Source organism: Nostoc sp. DedQUE05 (assembly GCF_034530955.1).
GTDB lineage: Bacteria > Cyanobacteriota > Cyanobacteriia > Cyanobacteriales > Nostocaceae > Nostoc.
The window spans coordinates 45,701-65,138 of sequence record NZ_JAVRCB010000033.1 but is presented as its reverse complement, the minus strand read 5'-3'; the positions used below and the strand labels follow the sequence as shown (position 1 = coordinate 65,138).

Sequence of the window (19,438 nt, the reverse complement as noted above, 5' to 3'; positions counted from 1 at the left end):
AAAGTTAGAAGTTAAGAGTTAGGAGTTAGAAGTTAAGAAAAAACTCCTAACTCCTAACTCCTCACTCCTCACTTTAAATAACTCCTACCTTTTGCCAAGCATTTCGCACAGCTTTTTGCTCATTACTGTCATTACCGTAGAGTTCGCCAGCAACTTGAATGGTGACGTTAGCAGCTTTTTTAAAATCTGCTTTGGCACGCAAGCGATCGCGTAAAGCTACATACCATATTTTGCCAGCTTTTTCCCAGGCATAGCCACCAATCTCAACAGCCGCTAGATAAAAGGCATAGTTAGGGATTCCTGAGTTGATATGTACCCCAGCATTATCTTCAGTACCAGTATATTTATCTTTCACATGGGCTGGTTGAGGATCTTTACCCATTACAGAGTCATCGTATGCTGTTCCAGGTGTTTTCATAGAGCGGAGGGCAACACCTTTGACAGTCGGTACTAAAAGACCTTCACCAATCAGCCAATCTGCCTCTTGTGCAGTCTGATTTTTAGTCTTTTGTTTCACCAAGGAACCAAAGACATCAGAAAATGACTCATTCAGTGCCCCAGGTTCGCCATAATACTGTAAACCTGCTTCGTACTGGGTTATACCGTGAGTTAACTCATGCCCAATCACATCAATTGATTTCGTGAAGCGTTGAAATAGTTCTCCATCGCCATCACCATAAACCATTTGGTCGCCGTTCCAAAAGGCATTGTCATATTTGACACCATAATGCACACTTGAGTCTAAACGTAGTCCTTTATCATCAATGGAATTGCGATCGAACATCTCATTAAACAAGTCATAAGTCGCACCAGCAGCATCATAGGCTTCATTCACTGCTGGATCGCTGCTGGGAGGATCGCCCTCAGCACGCACCAGCGTACCAGGAAGTTGCTGCCCATTTTTGGCATCGTAGATGGTACGGCGTTTCTCACCAGGAGAAGGCGCGAATGAGATATTACCTACGACGTTTCTCCGTCCCTGAAATTGTGCCGAAATATTTAATGTATGAAATGCCCAAGTACGTTGCTGGGGATTACCATTGACCACGACATTTTTTAGTATATGGGGTGGGATAATACAACAAATAGGGCATCTAGAGTATGGTGATTGCTCATGCTTGAAACCGACTGATTTCTTTTTATTTCGAGCCATCCAAGATATTCTCCTTTTGAAACTAAGTGATGGCAAACAGTGGCTTTAACTCCACTGGAGAAAGGAGCAGAAAAACGAATCTAAATCGCGTGTTCCTGGTTTCTTGTTTGAAGAAAATTTTCTACTCTGTATTTTTGGATAGGTCTGTAGAGGATTGATAGTATCCTCACGGCTACTTATGATGTGGAAATATTGTATAAAAACACCAAGCCAGCTTAATTAACGCAAGTTTCAGTCAAAACCCTTGTGTAAGTTAGCAAGACTTCCTTTACAGGCCTATTGAGTTTATATATTAGTTCTTATCAACAGAAATAATATTATTTATTGCTGTTTTGTTACTATCAAGTTGTTAATTCTATAAATGCCTATTGGAGACAGGGGAATCTCAAATCTAGGCATCCAAAACTTAAAATTTTCACAAACAGCCACCAAATACCGCTAGACCATAATATTTCCAAGGTACTGCAACTGCCTTAAATCCAGCTTTGCTCAACATTTGTAAATGAGCATCTAAGCTAGCTAGCTGGTCTTGACTGGAGTAACCTTGAGAACTGCTGGTGGCACGTTTAGCGCGAATCTCTGTCAAATTAATTCCCTGTTCAATTGCCCATTCCTCTCGTGCCGCTTTGTAAACTTCTGCTAAGGCTGGTGATTCTGGTAAGGTAGGATCTGCATTCCAAAAACAGCCGTCTTGAGTGAGGCTAGCAGCAATTCGCTCAAATAATTTCAACTTCATCTCATCTTGGAGATGGTGAATTGCCAAAGATGAGACACAAGCATCAAATTCGCTACCAATATCCAAGTTCTCTGGATTATTTGCCCAGTCGCCAAAATCTGCTTGTATACCAGTCCAGCGTTGTTGATATCCAGCTGCTGTGATTTTATCTTGAGCAAATTGCAACATTCTCGGTGAGTAATCTAGGGCAATTATTTGGGAATCTGGAAAGCGGTTGAGTATCTTGAGACTAAGTTCGCCTGTACCACTACCTAATTCTAAAATACGCCGACTTGTAGAAGTTAAACAACGGGTAATTACCTCTAACATCTCATCGTATCGCGGTAACAGTTGGCGAATACCAGTGTCAAAATCCGCAGTGTTGGCGAATACCTCTCCAGGAAATAACTGTTGCATAAAATTTGGAAAAAATAGACAAATTAATCAATATTAATCATCCATCATTACTGGGGTATATGCTACATCGATAAGAGAAACTTTTAGTATTAAAATCGCTCTTGCATTTATGGTGAAATAAGCTGAAGTTATTAGTTCAATAAGAACCTGTCTTTTCACTAACCTCTATCTTCTGTCAGGTGCGAACTGACATAAAACGTACTAATCTACCTCTAGTGGAAGAGGCTTCGCTGTGTTGGGTTGAGCAAAAGATGGATTTTAGTCAGACTCTAATTGCAAAAAGTGATGCCATTCTCGATCGATGGGTAGAAGCAGTTTACCAAGATGAACAAATTGAAGCTACTAATGAACTTACTTTCAAAGCTGTACGGGATAGCTTACCCCGCGTTTTGACAGCATTAGCAACAGTACTTTCTGAATCTGCAACGAGCGATTTGCAGACAGTAGTAGATGCAAGTTTAGAACACGGTACACTCCGCGCCCAACAGGGATTTGAACCAGAGGAAATTGCGCGAGAGTATCGTTTACTCAGGTTTGTGATTTTTTCCTTTTTAGAAGAAGATTTATTACAGGGATCTGCACAAGAGGTGCTAAGGGCTGTTCGCCTGATTGATACAGTAATTGATGAAGCGATCGCGCGATGCTTTAATAGTTATACTCAAGGACGATTACAAGAGCTTAAACAACTCCAAAGTCAGTTACGGTTGACTAATCAAGAACTAACTCGTTTGGTTCGCGCTAATAAAGATAGTCTCTCTCATCTGGCTCATGAACTGAAAACGCCCCTGACTTCAATCATCGGTTACGCAGACTTATTTCTGCGCCAGCAGCGTCAGCAATCAGAACTCAAAGACACCTATGCAAATCTTGAAAGTATCGAGCGAGTTCTTAAGAGTGGTAGACTTCTTGTGCGGTTAATTAACGATACTCTGGAAATTTCGCGCTATGATGCCGGACAGATGAAATTGCAGCCTACTTTAACCGATGTACGTAGTTTAATCAACTTTGTTTTAGAGATGATTGAGCCATTAGCGCGTACTAAAGAATTATCCTTGGTTGTTGAATGCGATCGCGCCCCAAGTCAAATTATCACAGATCCGCTTCGGCTTCAGCAAATTCTAATAAATCTGCTCAGTAACGCAATTCGCTACACAGAATCTGGTTCAATTCATTTGGAGTGTTGGACGGTATCTCAACAGCAGTGGGCTATCTCCATTACTGATAGTGGTATTGGTATTTCTTTAGATGCTCAAGCACAAATCTTCAATCCCTATTTTCGGGAAGTAACTGCTCCCCAAGTGCAAAATTCTGATGGTACAGGATTAGGTTTAGCAATAGTCTCTCGATTCGTTCAGTTAATGGATGGTGAAATTAAAGTAGATTCACAGCTAGGAAAAGGATCTACATTTACTGTAATTTTGCCATTAGAAGCGCTCACCTATAACCACGGCTGACTATTTCAGCGAAATTTGAAAGTGAAATCGCAACTTAAACTGGTGCGTTACACTCCGTTAACGCACCTAACTGGCGCATCTACTCGTCAATTTGACCGACGCGGCGGATATTCAAAATGTCGCTCATTTTCTTAATTTGGACAAACACTTGCTCTAGCTGGGGGCGATCGCGTATATCTATTCCTAAGTCGATCAATGCTGGTTGACCAGTAGAGGTTTTCACCTGGGCATGACGGACATTGATCCCTTGATCGCTTAACCGTGACAAAATATCCTTTAGCACCCCTACACGGTCAAGGGCTTCAATTTGAACATCTACGGGGTACGTGTGCGGACGACCACTATTTTCGGCGGCTGGGTTCCACCTAACTGGTACTAAGCGTTCATATTCCACAGTCTCCAGATTATGGCAGCCTTGGCGATGAATTGAAATCCCCCTACCTCGCGTTACCACACCAATAATTGGTTCGCCAGGAATCGGGGTACAACACCCAGCTAAATAATATACCAAACCTTCCACCCCAAAAATTGGCGAATCAGTGGAACGTGAGGTAGTTGCAGGTGCATCTCGCAAAGCTTTTGATGTCGCTGGTTCTTTGGGGATAAATGGCGACACAGTGGCAACTGGTTGTTGTCCCTTGGCTACTTCTCGCCAGCGATTTAGTACTAGGTTCAAGGTAATCTCTCCGTAACCTAAACCGGCGAGTAAATCTTCTACGCTGTGGTAGTTACACTTTTCGGCGACAATCTGCATCGCATCCGACTTCAGCAAACTATCAAAACCAGTTTTACCCAGTTCCTTTTCTAACAATTCCCGTCCACGGGCAACATTTTCTTCCCGGCGCGATCGCTTGTACCATTGTTTTATCCGATATTTCGCTGCCGAAGTTCTGACAAAGTTCAACCAATCTAAACTCGGATGGCAGTTCTTTTGGGTGAGAACTTCTACAATATCGCCATTGTGCAGCCGCGTTGACAGTGGCACCATTCGCCCATTCACCCGCGCCCCTGAACAGTGGTTTCCGACTTCTGTATGAATGCGATAAGCAAAATCTACAGTGGTAGCACCGGGACTTAAAGGCACAACATCCCCCTTAGGGGTGAAGACATAGACATCATCTTCAAATAGATTATCTTTGACGCTATCAAGATATTCTTGGGCATCCTTGAGATCGGTTTGCCATTCCAGCAGTTGCCGCAGCCAAGTAAACTTGTCATCTGTCGCTGTCAAATGGCTAATGCTAGAACCACCTGTTTCTTTATACTTCCAATGAGCGGCAATCCCATACTCGGCGATATGATGCATTTCGATTGTCCGAATTTGCACCTCTAAAGGACGGCCAGTTAATCCAATCACCCCAGTATGCAACGACTGGTAACGGTTAGGCTTTGGCAGTCCAATGTAGTCTTTAAATCTCCCAGGAATTGGGCGAAAAGCATCATGAACCACCGCCAACGCCCGATAGCATTCTTCATTGGTTTGAACAATTATTCGCAGCGCTGCCAAATCGTAAATTTCATGAAATTCCTTTTGCTGGCGGTGCATTTTTTGATAAATGCTATAAAGGTGCTTGGGGCGACCGCTAATCTCCTGAAAGTGGATTCCGGCTTGCTGCAAACGCTCTTGCAACATATTCGTAGCTCTAACCAACTTCTCTTCTCGCGCCGTGCGTTTTTCAGAAACATGCTCTTGCATTTGGCGGTAAGCTTCCGGTTCCAAATACTTAAAAGCCAAATCTTCCAGTTCCCATTTAATTCGCCAAATCCCCAAGCGATTGGCTAAAGGTGCGAATATATCTCGCGTTTCCTGGGCACTGCGGCGGCGGCTGGCCTCTGACATATATTGTAAAGTTCGCATATTATGCAAACGATCTGCCAATTTCACCACAATTACCCGAATATCTTGCGCCATTGCCAAAAACATCCGCCGGAAGTTTTCGGCTTGGCTTTCGGTTTTGCTGGTGAAATTGATTTTAGAAAGCTTGGTGACACCTTCAACCAATTGCCGCACTTCTTGGCCAAAGCGTTCTTCTATTTCTTGACTTGTAACTTCTGTATCTTCAACGACATCATGGAGAAATCCAGCTGCTATCATAGCAGCACTGCCTCCCAAGTCACGCAGCAATTCAGCCACAGCAATGGGATGAGCAATGTATGGTTCTCCCGATTTGCGGTATTGACCTTCATGCAGTTGGTAAGCAAATTCAAATGCCCGACCAATTAAGACCGCATCATTATGTCTTCGGTCATCTTCTGCTGCGCCGCTAGTTGTCGATGACTCCTTCAAACATTTTTTTAACCATTCGGGAATGGCAAGGTCAACTGATGAATTTATCGCTATACTGCTCATACAATTTGGGTTTGAATGGATCGGTAGATAAGTGAATGATAAATAAAACTAGCAGCATCGCCCTGATAAAGATGCTGTTGCCCAAAGACGGGTTGGAAAAAGCAGTGTAAGGACGATTCTCCAATTGCCAGTGGTAGTCATCCAGTTTGAATTTCAAGGATCGTTAAAGAAAATCCATTGATGGCAAATAAAGCCCCAAATTACGATTTGAGGCTTTTAGTGCTGATAAGTCTTTAAGAAAGTTTATTGTAGAAGAAAAATTACTTGACATTAATACTATCTTAACTAGCACTGGATGTCTTTAAACCGTGAGAAATATCTGGCATTCGTAACTTTGTTAGAGCAATTACGCTCCGATGCCACAACTACCCAAATCGCTGCGCCAGAACTGCGGCAGCGTGTAGCCACGTTGCAGCAATTTTTCGGGCAACAGATTGTGCCTTTGGCTGATGAAAACTGGCGAGTGCAGTCTTATCAAACGGAGATGAGCAAGCAATTGCGCCTGTTGGAAATAGATGTGATGTTTTTGCAAGGAGCGCGGCAAGCATCTACTGTACAAACGAGACTTCAAACGATTAGCGATCGCTTGACAACCCTCATTCAATACTGTGATGCTATTCTGCAACCAGAAGCGGAAGGAGAAAAATAACAATTGTTCACCTTTTTCTCTAATTTCTCCATCATCTCATTTATGACCGATGATGAAAAGTTATTTTGCTAACAAGTTGTCATTTGTCATTTGTCATTTGTCATTTGTCATTTGTCATTGGGCATTGGGCATTGGTTATTCCGTCTCCCTCGTCTCCCTATGCCCTATTCCCCACTCTCAATGCCTTTGAGCAGAAGATTCATGGTGCGGCGCATGTATGCTTCTACTGGCTCGGTTGTGGGTTTGAAGATCAGTGCATAATATAGTGAACCGCTTACAAGGTCGATAATTAAGTCTACGTCTGCGTCCTTGTGAATTTCGCCTCTGGACTTGGCACGTTTAAGTATTTTAGAAAAAGCTTCACGTCTGAGTTTTGTATATTTTGTCCAGTAAACCTCGGCAAACTGAGGATTGCTAGACGCTGTACTAATAATCAGTGCAAGTGTCTGACGACCAAGGGGACTATCTATTTTTTTGGCGGCATTCTTAATCAGGATATCCATGTCTCCCCAAAAGCTGCCGGTATCGGGGATCGCTAAATCATCTCTGAGACTTTCGATCGCGTCTGCAACTAGTTCTTCTTTGGAAGTATAACGCCGATAGATGGTTGTTTTACCAACTCCAGCACGAGAAGCGATCGCTTCTATACTCATGCTTTCATATCCTACCTCTGCAAGCAGATCCAAAGTTGCTTGCAGAATCGCTTGGTCGGCGTGGATGCTGCGTGGGCGTCCAGAGGTGCTGTTGATTTGCTTACTCATAAAAATATCATCCCCAAGCAATATCTTTTTGGTCATTTACTCCACTGTTGGGCATAGAACATCGCTTCTGGGAAACAAATAAGCTTTATAACCCAATTCTCACGCACTAAAACAGCAGCAATGACCATCCATCTTTAGCATAGGTATTTCTGCCACTTTTCAGAAAAAACTCTCTTGACCGTTTTTATATGATACGCTACCGTAGCGTATATATACAATACTTAATTTTAGCTTTGGCATTGCTTGACATCTCCCAAATATTATTTGTGCTAAATAATGGCTATCAACATTAAAGGTTCTAGTTTTGACCAATTTGGTTATGTCCACGGGCCATTGAAGTGGGCGATCGCATTTACGGCTTCTCTTGGTGCAATATTAGAAGTAATTGATACTAGTATTGTTAACGTCGCTCTCACTGATATCCAAGCTACCTTGGGTGCAACTGTCAGTGAAGTGGGTTGGGTAGTTAGCGGATATGCGATCGCTAACGTCGTCTTAATTCCCTTATCTGCATGGTTGGGAGATTACTTTGGGCGTAAAACCTACTTTATCTTCTCGCTAGTTGGTTTTACGATTTCCTCTATTTTATGTGGGCTGTCCTTCAATCTACCGATGTTGATTGCGGCTCGAATTCTCCAAGGTTTATGCGGTGGCGGATTGCTAGCGAAAGCCCAAGCGATTTTGTTCGAGACTTTTCCCCCAGCTGAACAAGGTTTGGCCCAAGCAGTTTTTGGCGTGGGTGTAATTGCTGGCCCAGCAATTGGCCCAACCTTAGGAGGATTCTTAGTAGATGGTTTAGGCTGGCGCTGGATTTTCTTTGTCAACATTCCCTTTGGGATCGTTGCAGTCCTGATGTCTTTGGCGTTTTTGCCAAAAAATAAGGATAAGAGCGATACAAAGAACCAAGCTGTTGATTGGTGGGGAATTGGTTTTTTAATCGTGGCCGTAGGTAGCATACAAACTGTATTAGAAGAAGGGGAAACAGACGACTGGTTTTCCTCTAGTTTCATCGTCTCTCTGACTATCCTCGGTATTATCGGTTTGGGGTTGTTTATTTGGCGAGAACTGAAAACAGACCACCCTGCTGTGGATTTGAGAGTTTTGCGTCACCGTTCTTTAGCTGCGGGAAGCGTTCTTTCAGCAGTGGTGGGTATGGGGCTTTATGGCGCACTGTTTGCTGTGCCGATATTTGCTCAAAGCGTGCTGCAATTTACGGCAACACAAACAGGACTATTATTAGCACCTGGGGCTTTAGCCTCTGCGATCGGGATGGTTTTATTAGGCAAGCTGACTAGTATAGTTGATGCCCGATTTTTAATTGCGATCGGCGCTGTCGGCTCATCTGGAGTCATGTTTCAATTAGCAGCAATTACTCCACAAAGCGGCACAGACGATTTATTTTGGCCATTGGTATGGCGCGGAGCTTTTACTGTATTTATGTTTCTCCCTTTGAGTTTGGCAGTTTTAGGCCCGCTACCTAAACAAGATGTTTCTGCTGGTTCTGGTTTCTACAACCTTACCCGACAACTAGGTGGCAGTATCGGCATTGCCCTACTTACTACTCTGCTTGACCGACGACAGGTTTTTCATCGAGCTATGCTGTTAGCAAAACTTAGCCCTTATGACCCAGAAACCAGTCAGCGTCTCGACTTGCTCAACGGGGCACTCCAAGGTCAAGGTATGGATGCGGCAACAGCACAACAACAAGCACTAGCTTTATTGAGTCAAACAGTAGATATTCAAGCTGCGGTTTTATCTTACGCAGATTGCTTTCGAGTCGTAGGGATAGGGTTTCTTTGCTCATTACCTCTGTTGCTATTTTTGGGTAAAGGCGGTGCAGGAGTGAAAGCGCCAGTCGGGCACTAAGGTAAAGGAAATAAGGAAATAGCGCTCGCATCCCTATTCTAAATTTTCTGAGTGCAAAACTACGTAATAACACGGCTTTTGGATTATTTTCTGCCGAAAGTGATAGCAGAAAATTAATACACACCGATCGATCTGGATGAAAAAAGTAAAAGTCCCACTCAGTTTTGAGCGGGACTATATGAAGTCTTATTTCTAAAATGAGAAATCTTAAATCTTAGAAAAAGTTCATGATTGTAATAACCCCAACGCTGGTTAACATCATTAAAGCGCCCATAATTATAGACTGACCTAATGGATTGCTGAATTTTGCGTTGTTCATTTAAGTAAAATCCCTTTTATTAATAGTTCCTTAACCATATCAAAATCAGTATAAATATCTATAAAACTAATGCAAAACTTAAATTACCGTAAAGTTTCTTAATAATAACTATGGCAGACACTTTTGTATAATTTATAATAAGTATTTAGCGTAATTATTTTCTTGTCCTATTCTCCATTTTCAAAATGTAGTACTTTCCGCCCAAAATAATTACCTTATCTCCGAGCGGAATACGCGTCTTGATGCAGTAAGATCGATATTAATCAAGGTAGAAATATTTGAATAGAAGATTATCATGACAGTCTCCACGGCATCTAGAAACCAAGCGATCGCTTTTGACTTAGAAAAATTAAATGAGCAATTTGAAACTGCCACACCCAAAGACATACTGGCATGGTCTATAGAGAATATCCCAACGGGGCTGGTGCAAACAAGCGCCTTTAACGTGGATGACATGATAATTACCCATATTCTTTACAGCGAACTGAAGCATCCCGTTCCTGTGATCTTTCTCGACACTTTGCACCACTTCCCTGAAAGCCTAGAATTAGTTGCCAAAGCCAAACAAATCTATAATCTGGATTTGCAAACTTTCAAAACTCCAGATGTAGACACCCGCGAAGCCTTTGAAGCGAAATACGGCGACAAACTTTGGGACACGGATATTGCCCAATTCCACAATATTACAAAAATTGAACCATTATTACGGGGTTTAGACGAACTCAACAGCGTTGCTTGGATTACCGGACGCCGCCGTGACCAAGCAGTAACCCGTGCAAATATGCCCATATTTGAATTTGATAATAAAGGTCGGCTGAAAGTAAATCCCATAGCTACTTGGACACGCCAAGATAGTTGGGTTTACGTAGCTGAACATGGAGTCATCTACAACCCCCTCCACGACCAAGGTTATCCCAGCATCGGCGACCAACCCATCACCACCAAAGTAGGTGAAGGCGAAGACGAACGCGCCGGACGCTGGCGGGGAAGCGATAAAACAGAATGTGGAATTCATATTTAGTCATTGGTCATTTGTCATTAGTCATTAGTCATTGGTCAAAAATGACAAAGGACAAACGGTTAAGGACTCATTTAGTCATTTGTAATTAGTATTAGACAAAGGACAAATGACTAAGAATAAAGGACAAATATGATTAAAATCCTCCATCTCTCCGATATCCACATGGGAAGCGGCTTTTCCCACGGACGAATTAATCCAGAAACGGGATTAAATACACGGTTGGAGGATTTTGTCAATACTCTATCTATATGTATTGACCGAGCGCTGACAGATGCTGTTGATATGGTGATATTTGGTGGCGATGCTTTCCCAGATGCGACACCACCGCCTTATGTACAACAAGCGTTTGCTAGCCAGTTTCGCCGTCTGATGGATGCCAATATTCCAACAGTGCTGTTGGTTGGCAACCACGACCAACATTCCCAAGGGCAGGGAGGGGCGAGTTTAAATATTTACCGCACTTTGGGAGTGCCAGGGTTTGTTGTTGGCGATACATTAACTACGCACTGTATCGAAACCCGTAATGGCAAAGTGCAAGTAATCACCCTGCCTTGGCTGACCCGTTCCACCTTGATGACTCGCCAAGAGACTGAAGGTTTATCTTTGGCGGAAGTCAACCAACTATTAACGGAACGTCTGCGAGTTGTTTTAGAAGGGGAAGTTCGCCGTCTTGACCCAGATGTACCTACTATCCTTTTGGCTCACTTGATGGCTGACAATGCTAGCTTGGGTGCAGAAAGATTTTTGGCGGTGGGTAAAGGCTTTACTCTACCCCTATCTTTGCTGACGCGACCTTGTTTTGATTATGTAGCATTGGGACACGTCCACCGCCACCAAAATCTGAATAAATCCAACAATCCACCGGTGATTTATCCAGGGAGTATTGAGCGGGTAGATTTTAGTGAAGAAAAAGAAGACAAAGGCTATGTGATGATAGAACTGGAGCGGGGAAGCGCTGAGTGGGAATTTTGCCCTTTAACAGTTCGGACTTTCCGCACCATTGAAGTGGATGTCTCAAAAGCAGACGATCCGCAAGCGGTGTTAATGAAAGCGATCGCCAAGTATGATATTCAAGATGCTGTAGTGCGGCTAATTTACAAACTCCGCTCCGAACAGATGGATTTAATTGACAGTTCCTCTCTACATACTGCTTTAAGTCCCGCTCATACCTATACCATTCAAGCAGAATTAGTCAGTCAATTAGCCAGACCCCGAATTCCTGAATTGAGCGCAAGTAGTAGCATCGACCCAATGGAAGCTTTAAAAACTTACTTGAATAACCGCGAAGACCTTAAAGATATCGCAACTTCAATGATGGATGCAGCACAAAAGTTGCTAGCAGATGATGTGGAAGTTTGGCTGGAAGCAGCAACTAATGAGTAGGTGAAAATAATTTGTAATTAACAATTAATTATTATGGAATAACGTAGACGCTTCGGCTTGCCGCAGGCTACCGCAGAAGCGTAAAGGGCACGGAGAAATCAGAGTTTTACAGGTATTTTGTGTAAGCCCTATTTTCCACTCTCCAAAATATATGACGCAAACAATCCCAGCAAAAGTCATCGACTTACGCTATTTAATTGACAACTTTGGTATTGAGTTAGTTTTGGATGGCTCATTCTTCCGTGAATGGCAAGAAGATTTACCAGAAATCAATGATTTAGATAAACAACTTTTAGATAAGGTAAAAACGGGTTATTTTAATCTTCTTAATTACCCACCTTTCCTGGAAAATGTAGTTAGAATGGCAGTTATAGACCCATTGCTTTTTATTGGGGATTTTTATCTAGCTCCGTATTATGTAAAATCAGAAGAATCTATAGATATTGCTGTGCCAGATGAAGATGTAATTATCAAAGGTAGAATAGATACCTTAGTTTTAAAAGAGCAATTTTGGCTAATGATTATTGAGTCTAAAAGAGCTTCGTTTTCAGTCGAACAAGGACTCGCACAAATTCTTGCTTATCTGTTAGGAAATCGAGATAATGATAAACTTAGTTTTGGTATGATTGCTACGGGAAGCGAGTTTATTTTCGTTAAATTAGTGAAAGGAAATCCACCACGTTATGCTTTATCAAAGGGTTTTTTGATGCGTAACCCTGGAAATGAATTGTACGACGTGCTACGTATATTGAAACGCCTGACTCAGTTGGTGGGTGCTTAAACCCGATCGCCCGATCGTATATTCTCATAACAGGGGCGATGTCTGGCGACCAATAGCTACGCGTCTACGCTACATCAGTTAATCAGTTAAGATTAAGTAATGAGAAAATATCTAAGATTTGAATAGTAAAGATTACAGGAGTAAGCATATAATGCAAATTAGAGGAATCAAACGCGGCCAAACTATTGAATTATTAGAGCAAATTCACAGTATTCCTGATGGGGCAGAAATAATCGTTAATCTAGAACTACCTGCTACTGAACCTGTAGTAGCAAAACTAGACTTAACAGATGAACAGAAACTAGCAAAATTGAATCAATTATTTGGAGTTTGGCAAGACCAAACAGAGTTGATAGATATCTTTGCTGAAATTAACCAGCAGCGTCATACTTACCAAGGAAGGGTAATAAATTCAATAGATAAATAGAATCAAGACTAATGTATCTCTTAGATACTAACATTTGTATTGCACTGCTTAACGGTAATTCCAAAGTAGTACCTGTATTCAATCGCTATTTCAGCCAATGCTATCTATCTACAATAGTAGTTTCAGAACTTTACAAAGGTGTTTACTGTTCTAAACAAGTTGAAAAAAATTTAGAAACACTAGCACAACTAACTGAACTATTACCTATTGAGCCATTTGATATAGATGCTGCCAGACAATTTGGTAAGATCCAAAGTGAATTGAGGCAAATTGGTAGACCAACAGGAGAAGTAGATGCACTAATTGCTGCTGTTGTCCGTTCTCGTAATGATATTTTGGTTACAAACAATATCAAAGATTTTGAAAATATACCTAATTTGCAATTAGAGAACTGGTTAGAGTAGCAAAAAAGCTGTATGAGTATTTTTACAAGTGAGCGATCGCCCGATCGTATATTCTCACAACAGGGGCGATCGCTCTTTCAATAATGAGAGAATAATTAATATAGTATAAATTCAGAAAAGAAGAGTGATGAAGCGAGAGTTTAATGTAATTCTCGAACGAGATGCTGATGGCTACTTTGTTGCTTCCGTCCCTAATCTTCCTGGTTGTCATACGCAAGCCCAAACTTTAGATGAGTTAATGGAGCGGATTAGAGAAGCGATTGAACTTTGTTTAGAATTTGAGGAAGAACAGCAGGATTCAGTGGACTTTGTTGGTATTCAACGAGTCGCAGTTGAGATATGAGTCAATTCCCAAGTGTCAAAATAAAATCGAGCCTTCATTATTGTTTTGTATTAAAAATTACATATTTTTTAGTAAATATTATGTATGCAATCAGATTGTTTTGCTATCCAGCAAAAAAACTGTCTTCTAAAATGCCTTGGTAAATCAGATTTATTTGCTAGTTTTGATCGTTAATTGCTCATTGAGTAAAAAAAAATTAATCCAGATGATAAATATTATTCTATATACCCTATAATTCTCCTAATCACGGTATGCATGTAGAAATACCGTAGATTTAGGGGTGATTCTAATGAGCAAGTCGCAACAACCGACACAGTTAAGTAAATTTCTAAGTGAAGGAATACAGCCTTATGTCATGAAAGCTTTGCAGAGTATACAACTCCGGTATCAACACGCAATTAAAAGTTGGTTGAATGGACGCAGTGTACAAAGCTTTGTGAGTCTGTTTTTAACAAGTATTTTTTTGAGTATAGCAGTTGCCTCTTGTTCTGGAAGCAGTTCAGCTAGCAAAAATGATGTTAAGCTAAAACTTGTATCTTTCTCTGTCACCAAAGCCGCTCATGACCAAATAATTCCCAAATTTATCGAAAAGTGGAAGCAAGAACACAACCAAAACGTTACATTTGAGCAAAGTTATGGAGGTTCTGGCGCTCAAGCGGCTGCTGTCATTAACGGTTCGCAAGAAGCAGATATAGTACACTTAGCACTTCCTCTCGATGTCAGCAAAATTCAACAAGCAGGTTTGATTAAATCAGGTTGGGAAACCGAAGCTCCCAGAAATGGTATTGTTAGTAAATCGGTTGCTGCGATCGTCACCCGTGAAGGCAATCCTAAAGGTATCAATACTTGGGCAGACTTAGCAAAAGATGGCGTGAAAGTGATTGCCGCCAACCCAAAAACTTCTGGTATTGCTATCTGGGAATTCTTGGCTTTCTGGGGTTCGGTGAGTCTAACAGGTGGTGATGAAGCCACAGCGCTAGATTATGTCACCAAAGTTTATAAGAATATCCCGACTCTAACGAAAGATGCCCGTGAGGCTAGCAATTTATTCTTCCAAAAAGGTGAGGGAGATGTTTTAATTAACTACGAAAATGAGGTAATTTTGGCAGGACAAAATGGGACGAAGTTGCCTTATGTTGTACCTCAAGTCAATATTTCTATTGATAATCCTGTGGCGGTAGTTGATAAAAACGTCGATAAACATAGTACAAGAGAAGTTGCACAAGCATTTGTTGATTTTCTTTACTCTACAGAAGCTCAACGGGAATTTGCCAAATTACAATATCGTCCTGTTAATCCCACCGTTAGCCAAGAAGTAGCATCACAACATCCGCCAATTAAAACTTTATTCACATCTCAAGATTTAGGTGGCTGGGATATTATCCAGAAAAAGTTTTTTGGAGATGGAGCAATTTTTGACAAAGTGCAAGCTGCAAACAAAGCATGATCTGTATTTTTTAATGCAGCATTTTTTATTTGCAGATAGCCAAGCATAAGCAGCAATTTACAGTCATTTTACTGAAATTAATAATTTTATGAGCTTTCGTAGCCGATTTAAGGATAGCTTTTTCCTAACATCTTTAATGCTTATTGCCAGCAGTATCAGTGGTTGTAACGGTGGGCAAGAATTGAAAAGTCAAGTGAGTATTGATGGTGCAGCTGTAGGCTTTCCGATTTCTTTAGCAGTTGCAGAAGAATACGGTAAAGTTAAACCTGAGGCTCAAGTTAGCGTTGCCTCAAGTGGCACTGGTGGTGGTTTCAGTAAATTTTGTAATGGCGATATTGATATCGCTGGTGCTTCTCGAACCATTAGAGATGAAGAAATCAAAAAATGTAAAAGTAAGAATATTGAATTTGTCGAGTTGCCTGTAGCTTTAGATGGCATCGCCGTGATTGCCAACCGTAAAAATAACTTTGCCAAATGTCTAACTATTAAGGAACTGGGTAAGATTTGGGGCGGCAAATCAGACGGCAAAATATTGGCATGGAATCAAGTTAATCCCAAGTTTCCTAACGAAAAGCTAAAGCTATATGCTCCATCTTCTGATACAGGAACATTCGATTATATGACTCAAGCTGTGACTGGCAAAGCCAAGAATGGCCGTACAGACTACACTGCTACTCAGAATCAAAACCTTTTGGTACAAGGAGTGTCAGGTGATGTAACAGCCTTGGGTTATGTTGGGATATCTTACTACATTCAAAATCAAGAAAAACTGAATCTAGTTGGTGTAGAAAGTCTTACTGGAAAGTGTGAAAAACCAGTTCCGGTGGATAATGTAATTAAAAATATCTATACACCTTTGTCTCGTCCTCTCTTCATCTATGTCAGCAAAAAATCTTTAGATACAAAGCCAGCAGTCAAAGAATTTGTAGATTTTTATCTAGAAAATTCTTGGAAGTGGGTAGATAGTGTAGGTTATGTAGCATTACCTGATGAAGCTTACCTCAAAGTCAAACAAAAATTTGCTACTGGTGAAACTGGGACAAAGTTTAAAAAAGCAAAACCAGGTGAACCGATCACAAACTTTATTTAAATAAAGTCTCAGGCATAGTAGTTTAATTTTAGTGAGAAGTTAATTGTTTATGCAAAATACTAATTCTCAAGATGGTCTTTATCTACAATCCAGACAGTCTCTGGATAAAAATCCATCTGAAGATATATCTGAAAAGATTGTTGCGGTAATTTTATTTGCTTGTGCTTTAGTTTCGGTTTTGACTACTTTTGGTATTGTCGTAATTATCTTTCAGGAGACATTCAGTTTTTTCCAAGAAGTTTCCTTTGCCAAATTCTTTCTTGATACTAAATGGACACCTCTATTTGCAGAGAAACATTTTGGCATTTGGCCCTTAATTAATGGCACTTTTTTAACTACAGCTATTGCAATGGCGGTTGCTATTCCTCTAGGTTTGTCTTCTGCGATTTATTTAAGTGAGTATGCTCAACCCAAAGTAGCAGCTATTTTACGTCCGGCAGTGGAACTTTTGGCAGGAGTACCTACAGTAGTATATGGTTACTTTGCCCTGTTGTTCCTTACACCATTGATGCGAAATGTGATACCTCTGGAAATATTCAACGCTTTGAGTGCGGGGTTAATGATGGGGGTAATGATTACTCCTACTGTTGGTTCTATCAGCTTAGATGCTATCCGAGCAGTTCCGCGTTCTTTGCGAGAAGGATCTTATGCTTTAGGTATCACTAAACTGGAAACCATTTTTAAAGTAGTTCTACCAGCCGCGCTTTCTGGAATCATAGCCTCGATTATTTTGGGTATTTCTCGAGCTGTGGGTGAAACAATGACTGTCCTCATCGCCGCCGGACAGCAACCAAGACTAACTATCAACTTTGCAGAATCAGTAGAAACAATGACAGCCTACATGGCACAAATTTCTGGTGGAGATAGTCCGCGCGGTAGCCTCAATTTCAAAACATTATATGCTGTAGGCGCTGTTTTATTTCTACTTACCCTTGCTTTGAATATTGTGAGTTTCTGGATTGCTAATCGCTTTAAAGAAAAATACGACTAAATAGATATGGCTACAAGTTATCAACAAGATGATTCTCTCGATTCTGCGGCAGAATTTACCGATAATGTTGAAAGTAGAGAGACATTAGGGAAAGTATTTGAAGTACTTTTTTTGTTAGGATTGCTGATTGGTTTATTTGTCCTAGCGTTGCTACTTTTTGATATTTTGAAAGACGGATTAGGCAGATTTTTATCACCCGGCTTTCTCACGGAAACTCCTTCTCGTTTTCCTGACCAAGGTGGCATCCGCCCTGCAATTATCAGCAGTATTCTTTTAGGGTTGGTTGTGATTTTAGTTACTGTCCCCATTGGTGTTGGAGCAGCTCTATATCTAGAAGAGTACGCACCTAAAGCTTGGTGGACAGCGATTATTGAGATTAATATCAGTAATCTGGCGGGTGTACCTTCTATCGTTTATGGATTGCTAGGTTTAGGGGTTTTCAATTATTTGCTTGGGTTTGGCCCCGCTTTGATTTCCGGTGCATTGACTTTATCTTTGTTGTCTTTACCAGTAATTATTGTGACAGCTAGAGAAGCAATTCGCGCTGTTCCAGATTCTCTGAGAAATGCTTCTTACGGATTAGGTGTCACAAAATGGCGAACTATTAGCAATCATGTCATACCTTATGCTGTTCCCGGTATTCTGACGGGGGTGATTATCTCTGTATCGCGCGCTATAGGTGATGCAGCTTCTCTGATTGTTGTCGGTGCTGTGGGTTTTCTCACCTTTAACCCTGGTTTGTTTCAGAGATTTATGGCATTACCCATTCAAATTTACAGTTATATAACTCGTCCCGAACCGGGTTTTGCTAGTGCAGCAGCAGCCACAATTATTGCGTTGTTAATTTTGATTTTAGCTTTAAATGGTGTTGCAATTTATATTCGACAACGCTTCTCAATAAATTAGGTAATTAAATATCTAATTTGGATAGATTCATAGATATTGGAGTTCAACCAAATGACTTATAGCAATAGTAGAAGTAAATCAGATAGTGCCACAATTGACCAAGATAATGGTGTATTCAATGTTGAAGGGGTGAAGGTGTATTACGGTGGATTTCTGGCACTTTTAGATGTCTACTTAAAGATTCCTGATAAACAAATTATTGCTTTTATTGGGCCTTCAGGATGTGGTAAAAGTACTCTTCTGCGTTGCTTCAATCGGATGAATGATTTAATCCCTGGAGCTAAAGTTGAGGGTAGACTGAATTATCGCGATCGCAATATTTACGATCCGAAGATAAATTCTGTAAAATTACGCCGTCAAGTCGGCATGGTTTTTCAAAGACCAAATCCTTTCCCCAAGTCAATATACGAAAATATTTCCTTTGGGCCGCGGGCTAACGGTTATAAAGGTAACATCGATGAATTGGTGGAAGATTCCCTTAGACGCGCTGCTATCTGGGATGAAGTCAAAGACAAACTTAAAGAGAAGGGTACTGCATTATCTGGCGGACAACAGCAACGACTTTGTATTGCTCGTGCGATCGCAATGAAGCCAGATGTATTATTAATGGATGAACCATGTTCAGCTCTCGACCCAATTTCTAGCCGCCAAGTAGAAGAACTCTGTTTAGAACTCAAGGAGCAATACACCATCATCATGGTGACACACAATATGCAGCAAGCTTCTAGAGTCGCAGATTTTACGGCTTTCTTCAATACAGAAATTGACGAGCATGGTAAGCGTCGCGGCAAATTAGTTGAGTTTAATCCTACAGCCCAAATGTTCAGTTCTCCTCAAACCAAAGAAGCTGAGGATTATATCAGTGGACGGTTTGGCTAAAGAGGCATCACAGTAGAAGGGGAAAGGTAAAAGTCAAGTTCAGTTGTGAACTACTATTATTCTTTTGCCCTTTAACCTTTCC

18 protein-coding genes are annotated in these 19,438 nt (G+C 41.1%); 14 read left to right on the top strand and 4 right to left on the bottom strand.

The features are described 5' to 3' along the window. Nucleotides 1-73 precede the first annotated feature (73 nt). Together RMZ42_RS23090 and RMZ42_RS23085 are read right to left on the bottom strand one after the other, a co-directional pair. Complete coding sequence (locus tag RMZ42_RS23090; RefSeq protein WP_322673606.1) at nucleotides 74-1,153, bottom strand: M4 family metallopeptidase; 1,080 nt, start codon at nucleotides 1,151-1,153, stop codon at nucleotides 74-76. Between the two features lie 415 nt (nucleotides 1,154-1,568). Beyond that, nucleotides 1,569-2,285, bottom strand: a complete 717-nt coding sequence (locus RMZ42_RS23085) for a class I SAM-dependent methyltransferase (protein ID WP_322673605.1) — start codon at nucleotides 2,283-2,285, stop codon at nucleotides 1,569-1,571. Between the two features lie 251 nt (nucleotides 2,286-2,536). Between RMZ42_RS23085 and RMZ42_RS23080 the strand changes: the two genes are divergently transcribed. After that, nucleotides 2,537-3,739, top strand: a complete 1,203-nt coding sequence (locus tag RMZ42_RS23080; RefSeq protein WP_322673604.1) for a HAMP domain-containing sensor histidine kinase — start codon at nucleotides 2,537-2,539, stop codon at nucleotides 3,737-3,739. A gap of 79 nt (nucleotides 3,740-3,818) precedes the next feature. Here the strand turns inward: RMZ42_RS23080 and RMZ42_RS23075 are convergent, their stop codons facing one another. After that, the gene (locus RMZ42_RS23075) at nucleotides 3,819-6,089 is read right to left on the bottom strand and encodes a bifunctional (p)ppGpp synthetase/guanosine-3',5'-bis(diphosphate) 3'-pyrophosphohydrolase (RefSeq protein WP_322673603.1); all 2,271 of its coding nucleotides are present in this window, start codon (nucleotides 6,087-6,089) and stop codon (nucleotides 3,819-3,821) included. A gap of 295 nt (nucleotides 6,090-6,384) precedes the next feature. On the opposite strand from RMZ42_RS23075, the gene patD reads away from it, so the two are divergent. Next, nucleotides 6,385-6,738, top strand: coding sequence for a heterocyst frequency control protein PatD (gene patD, locus RMZ42_RS23070; protein ID WP_322673602.1), 354 nt, complete (start codon nucleotides 6,385-6,387; stop codon nucleotides 6,736-6,738). A gap of 164 nt (nucleotides 6,739-6,902) precedes the next feature. Here the strand turns inward: patD and RMZ42_RS23065 are convergent, their stop codons facing one another. Continuing rightward, entirely contained in the window at nucleotides 6,903-7,499 is a 597-nt protein-coding gene (locus RMZ42_RS23065; RefSeq protein WP_322673601.1) for a TetR/AcrR family transcriptional regulator, read from the bottom strand. 276 nt (nucleotides 7,500-7,775) lie between these two features. Between RMZ42_RS23065 and RMZ42_RS23060 the strand changes: the two genes are divergently transcribed. From RMZ42_RS23060 to pstB, 12 genes are all read left to right on the top strand, one after another. After that, nucleotides 7,776-9,365: a DHA2 family efflux MFS transporter permease subunit gene (locus RMZ42_RS23060; RefSeq protein ID WP_322673600.1), complete on the top strand. Its 1,590-nt coding sequence runs from the start codon at nucleotides 7,776-7,778 to the stop codon at nucleotides 9,363-9,365. 614 nt (nucleotides 9,366-9,979) lie between these two features. Beyond that, nucleotides 9,980-10,705 (top strand): phosphoadenosine phosphosulfate reductase, encoded by a 726-nt coding sequence (cysH, locus tag RMZ42_RS23055; protein ID WP_322673599.1) that lies wholly within the window; start codon nucleotides 9,980-9,982, stop codon nucleotides 10,703-10,705. A 129-nt stretch (nucleotides 10,706-10,834) separates the two neighbouring features. After that, nucleotides 10,835-12,088, top strand: a complete 1,254-nt coding sequence (locus RMZ42_RS23050) for an exonuclease SbcCD subunit D (protein ID WP_322673598.1) — start codon at nucleotides 10,835-10,837, stop codon at nucleotides 12,086-12,088. A gap of 151 nt (nucleotides 12,089-12,239) precedes the next feature. Then, entirely contained in the window at nucleotides 12,240-12,869 is a 630-nt protein-coding gene (locus tag RMZ42_RS23045) for a restriction endonuclease subunit R (RefSeq protein WP_322673597.1), read from the top strand. A gap of 151 nt (nucleotides 12,870-13,020) precedes the next feature. Then, entirely contained in the window at nucleotides 13,021-13,296 is a 276-nt protein-coding gene (locus tag RMZ42_RS23040) for a hypothetical protein (protein WP_322673596.1), read from the top strand. An 11-nt stretch (nucleotides 13,297-13,307) separates the two neighbouring features. Then, nucleotides 13,308-13,700: a type II toxin-antitoxin system VapC family toxin gene (locus RMZ42_RS23035; RefSeq protein WP_322673595.1), complete on the top strand. Its 393-nt coding sequence runs from the start codon at nucleotides 13,308-13,310 to the stop codon at nucleotides 13,698-13,700. A 127-nt stretch (nucleotides 13,701-13,827) separates the two neighbouring features. Next, nucleotides 13,828-14,043, top strand: a complete 216-nt coding sequence (locus RMZ42_RS23030; RefSeq protein ID WP_322673631.1) for a type II toxin-antitoxin system HicB family antitoxin — start codon at nucleotides 13,828-13,830, stop codon at nucleotides 14,041-14,043. A 289-nt stretch (nucleotides 14,044-14,332) separates the two neighbouring features. Further along, a complete protein-coding gene (locus RMZ42_RS23025) occupies nucleotides 14,333-15,490 on the top strand; it encodes a sulfate ABC transporter substrate-binding protein (RefSeq protein ID WP_322673594.1) in 1,158 nt (385 codons plus the stop codon). Nucleotides 15,491-15,578: 88 nt separating this feature from the next. Further along, nucleotides 15,579-16,580 (top strand): PstS family phosphate ABC transporter substrate-binding protein, encoded by a 1,002-nt coding sequence (locus RMZ42_RS23020; protein ID WP_322673593.1) that lies wholly within the window; start codon nucleotides 15,579-15,581, stop codon nucleotides 16,578-16,580. Nucleotides 16,581-16,629: 49 nt separating this feature from the next. Continuing rightward, nucleotides 16,630-17,571 (top strand): phosphate ABC transporter permease subunit PstC, encoded by a 942-nt coding sequence (gene pstC / locus RMZ42_RS23015; RefSeq protein WP_322673592.1) that lies wholly within the window; start codon nucleotides 16,630-16,632, stop codon nucleotides 17,569-17,571. Nucleotides 17,572-17,577: 6 nt separating this feature from the next. After that, on the top strand, nucleotides 17,578-18,477 hold the full coding sequence (gene pstA / locus RMZ42_RS23010; protein ID WP_322673591.1) for a phosphate ABC transporter permease PstA: 900 nt from the start codon (nucleotides 17,578-17,580) through the stop codon (nucleotides 18,475-18,477). 51 nt (nucleotides 18,478-18,528) lie between these two features. Then, complete coding sequence (gene pstB, locus RMZ42_RS23005; RefSeq protein WP_322673590.1) at nucleotides 18,529-19,356, top strand: phosphate ABC transporter ATP-binding protein PstB; 828 nt, start codon at nucleotides 18,529-18,531, stop codon at nucleotides 19,354-19,356. The last annotated feature ends 82 nt before the right edge of the window (nucleotides 19,357-19,438 follow it).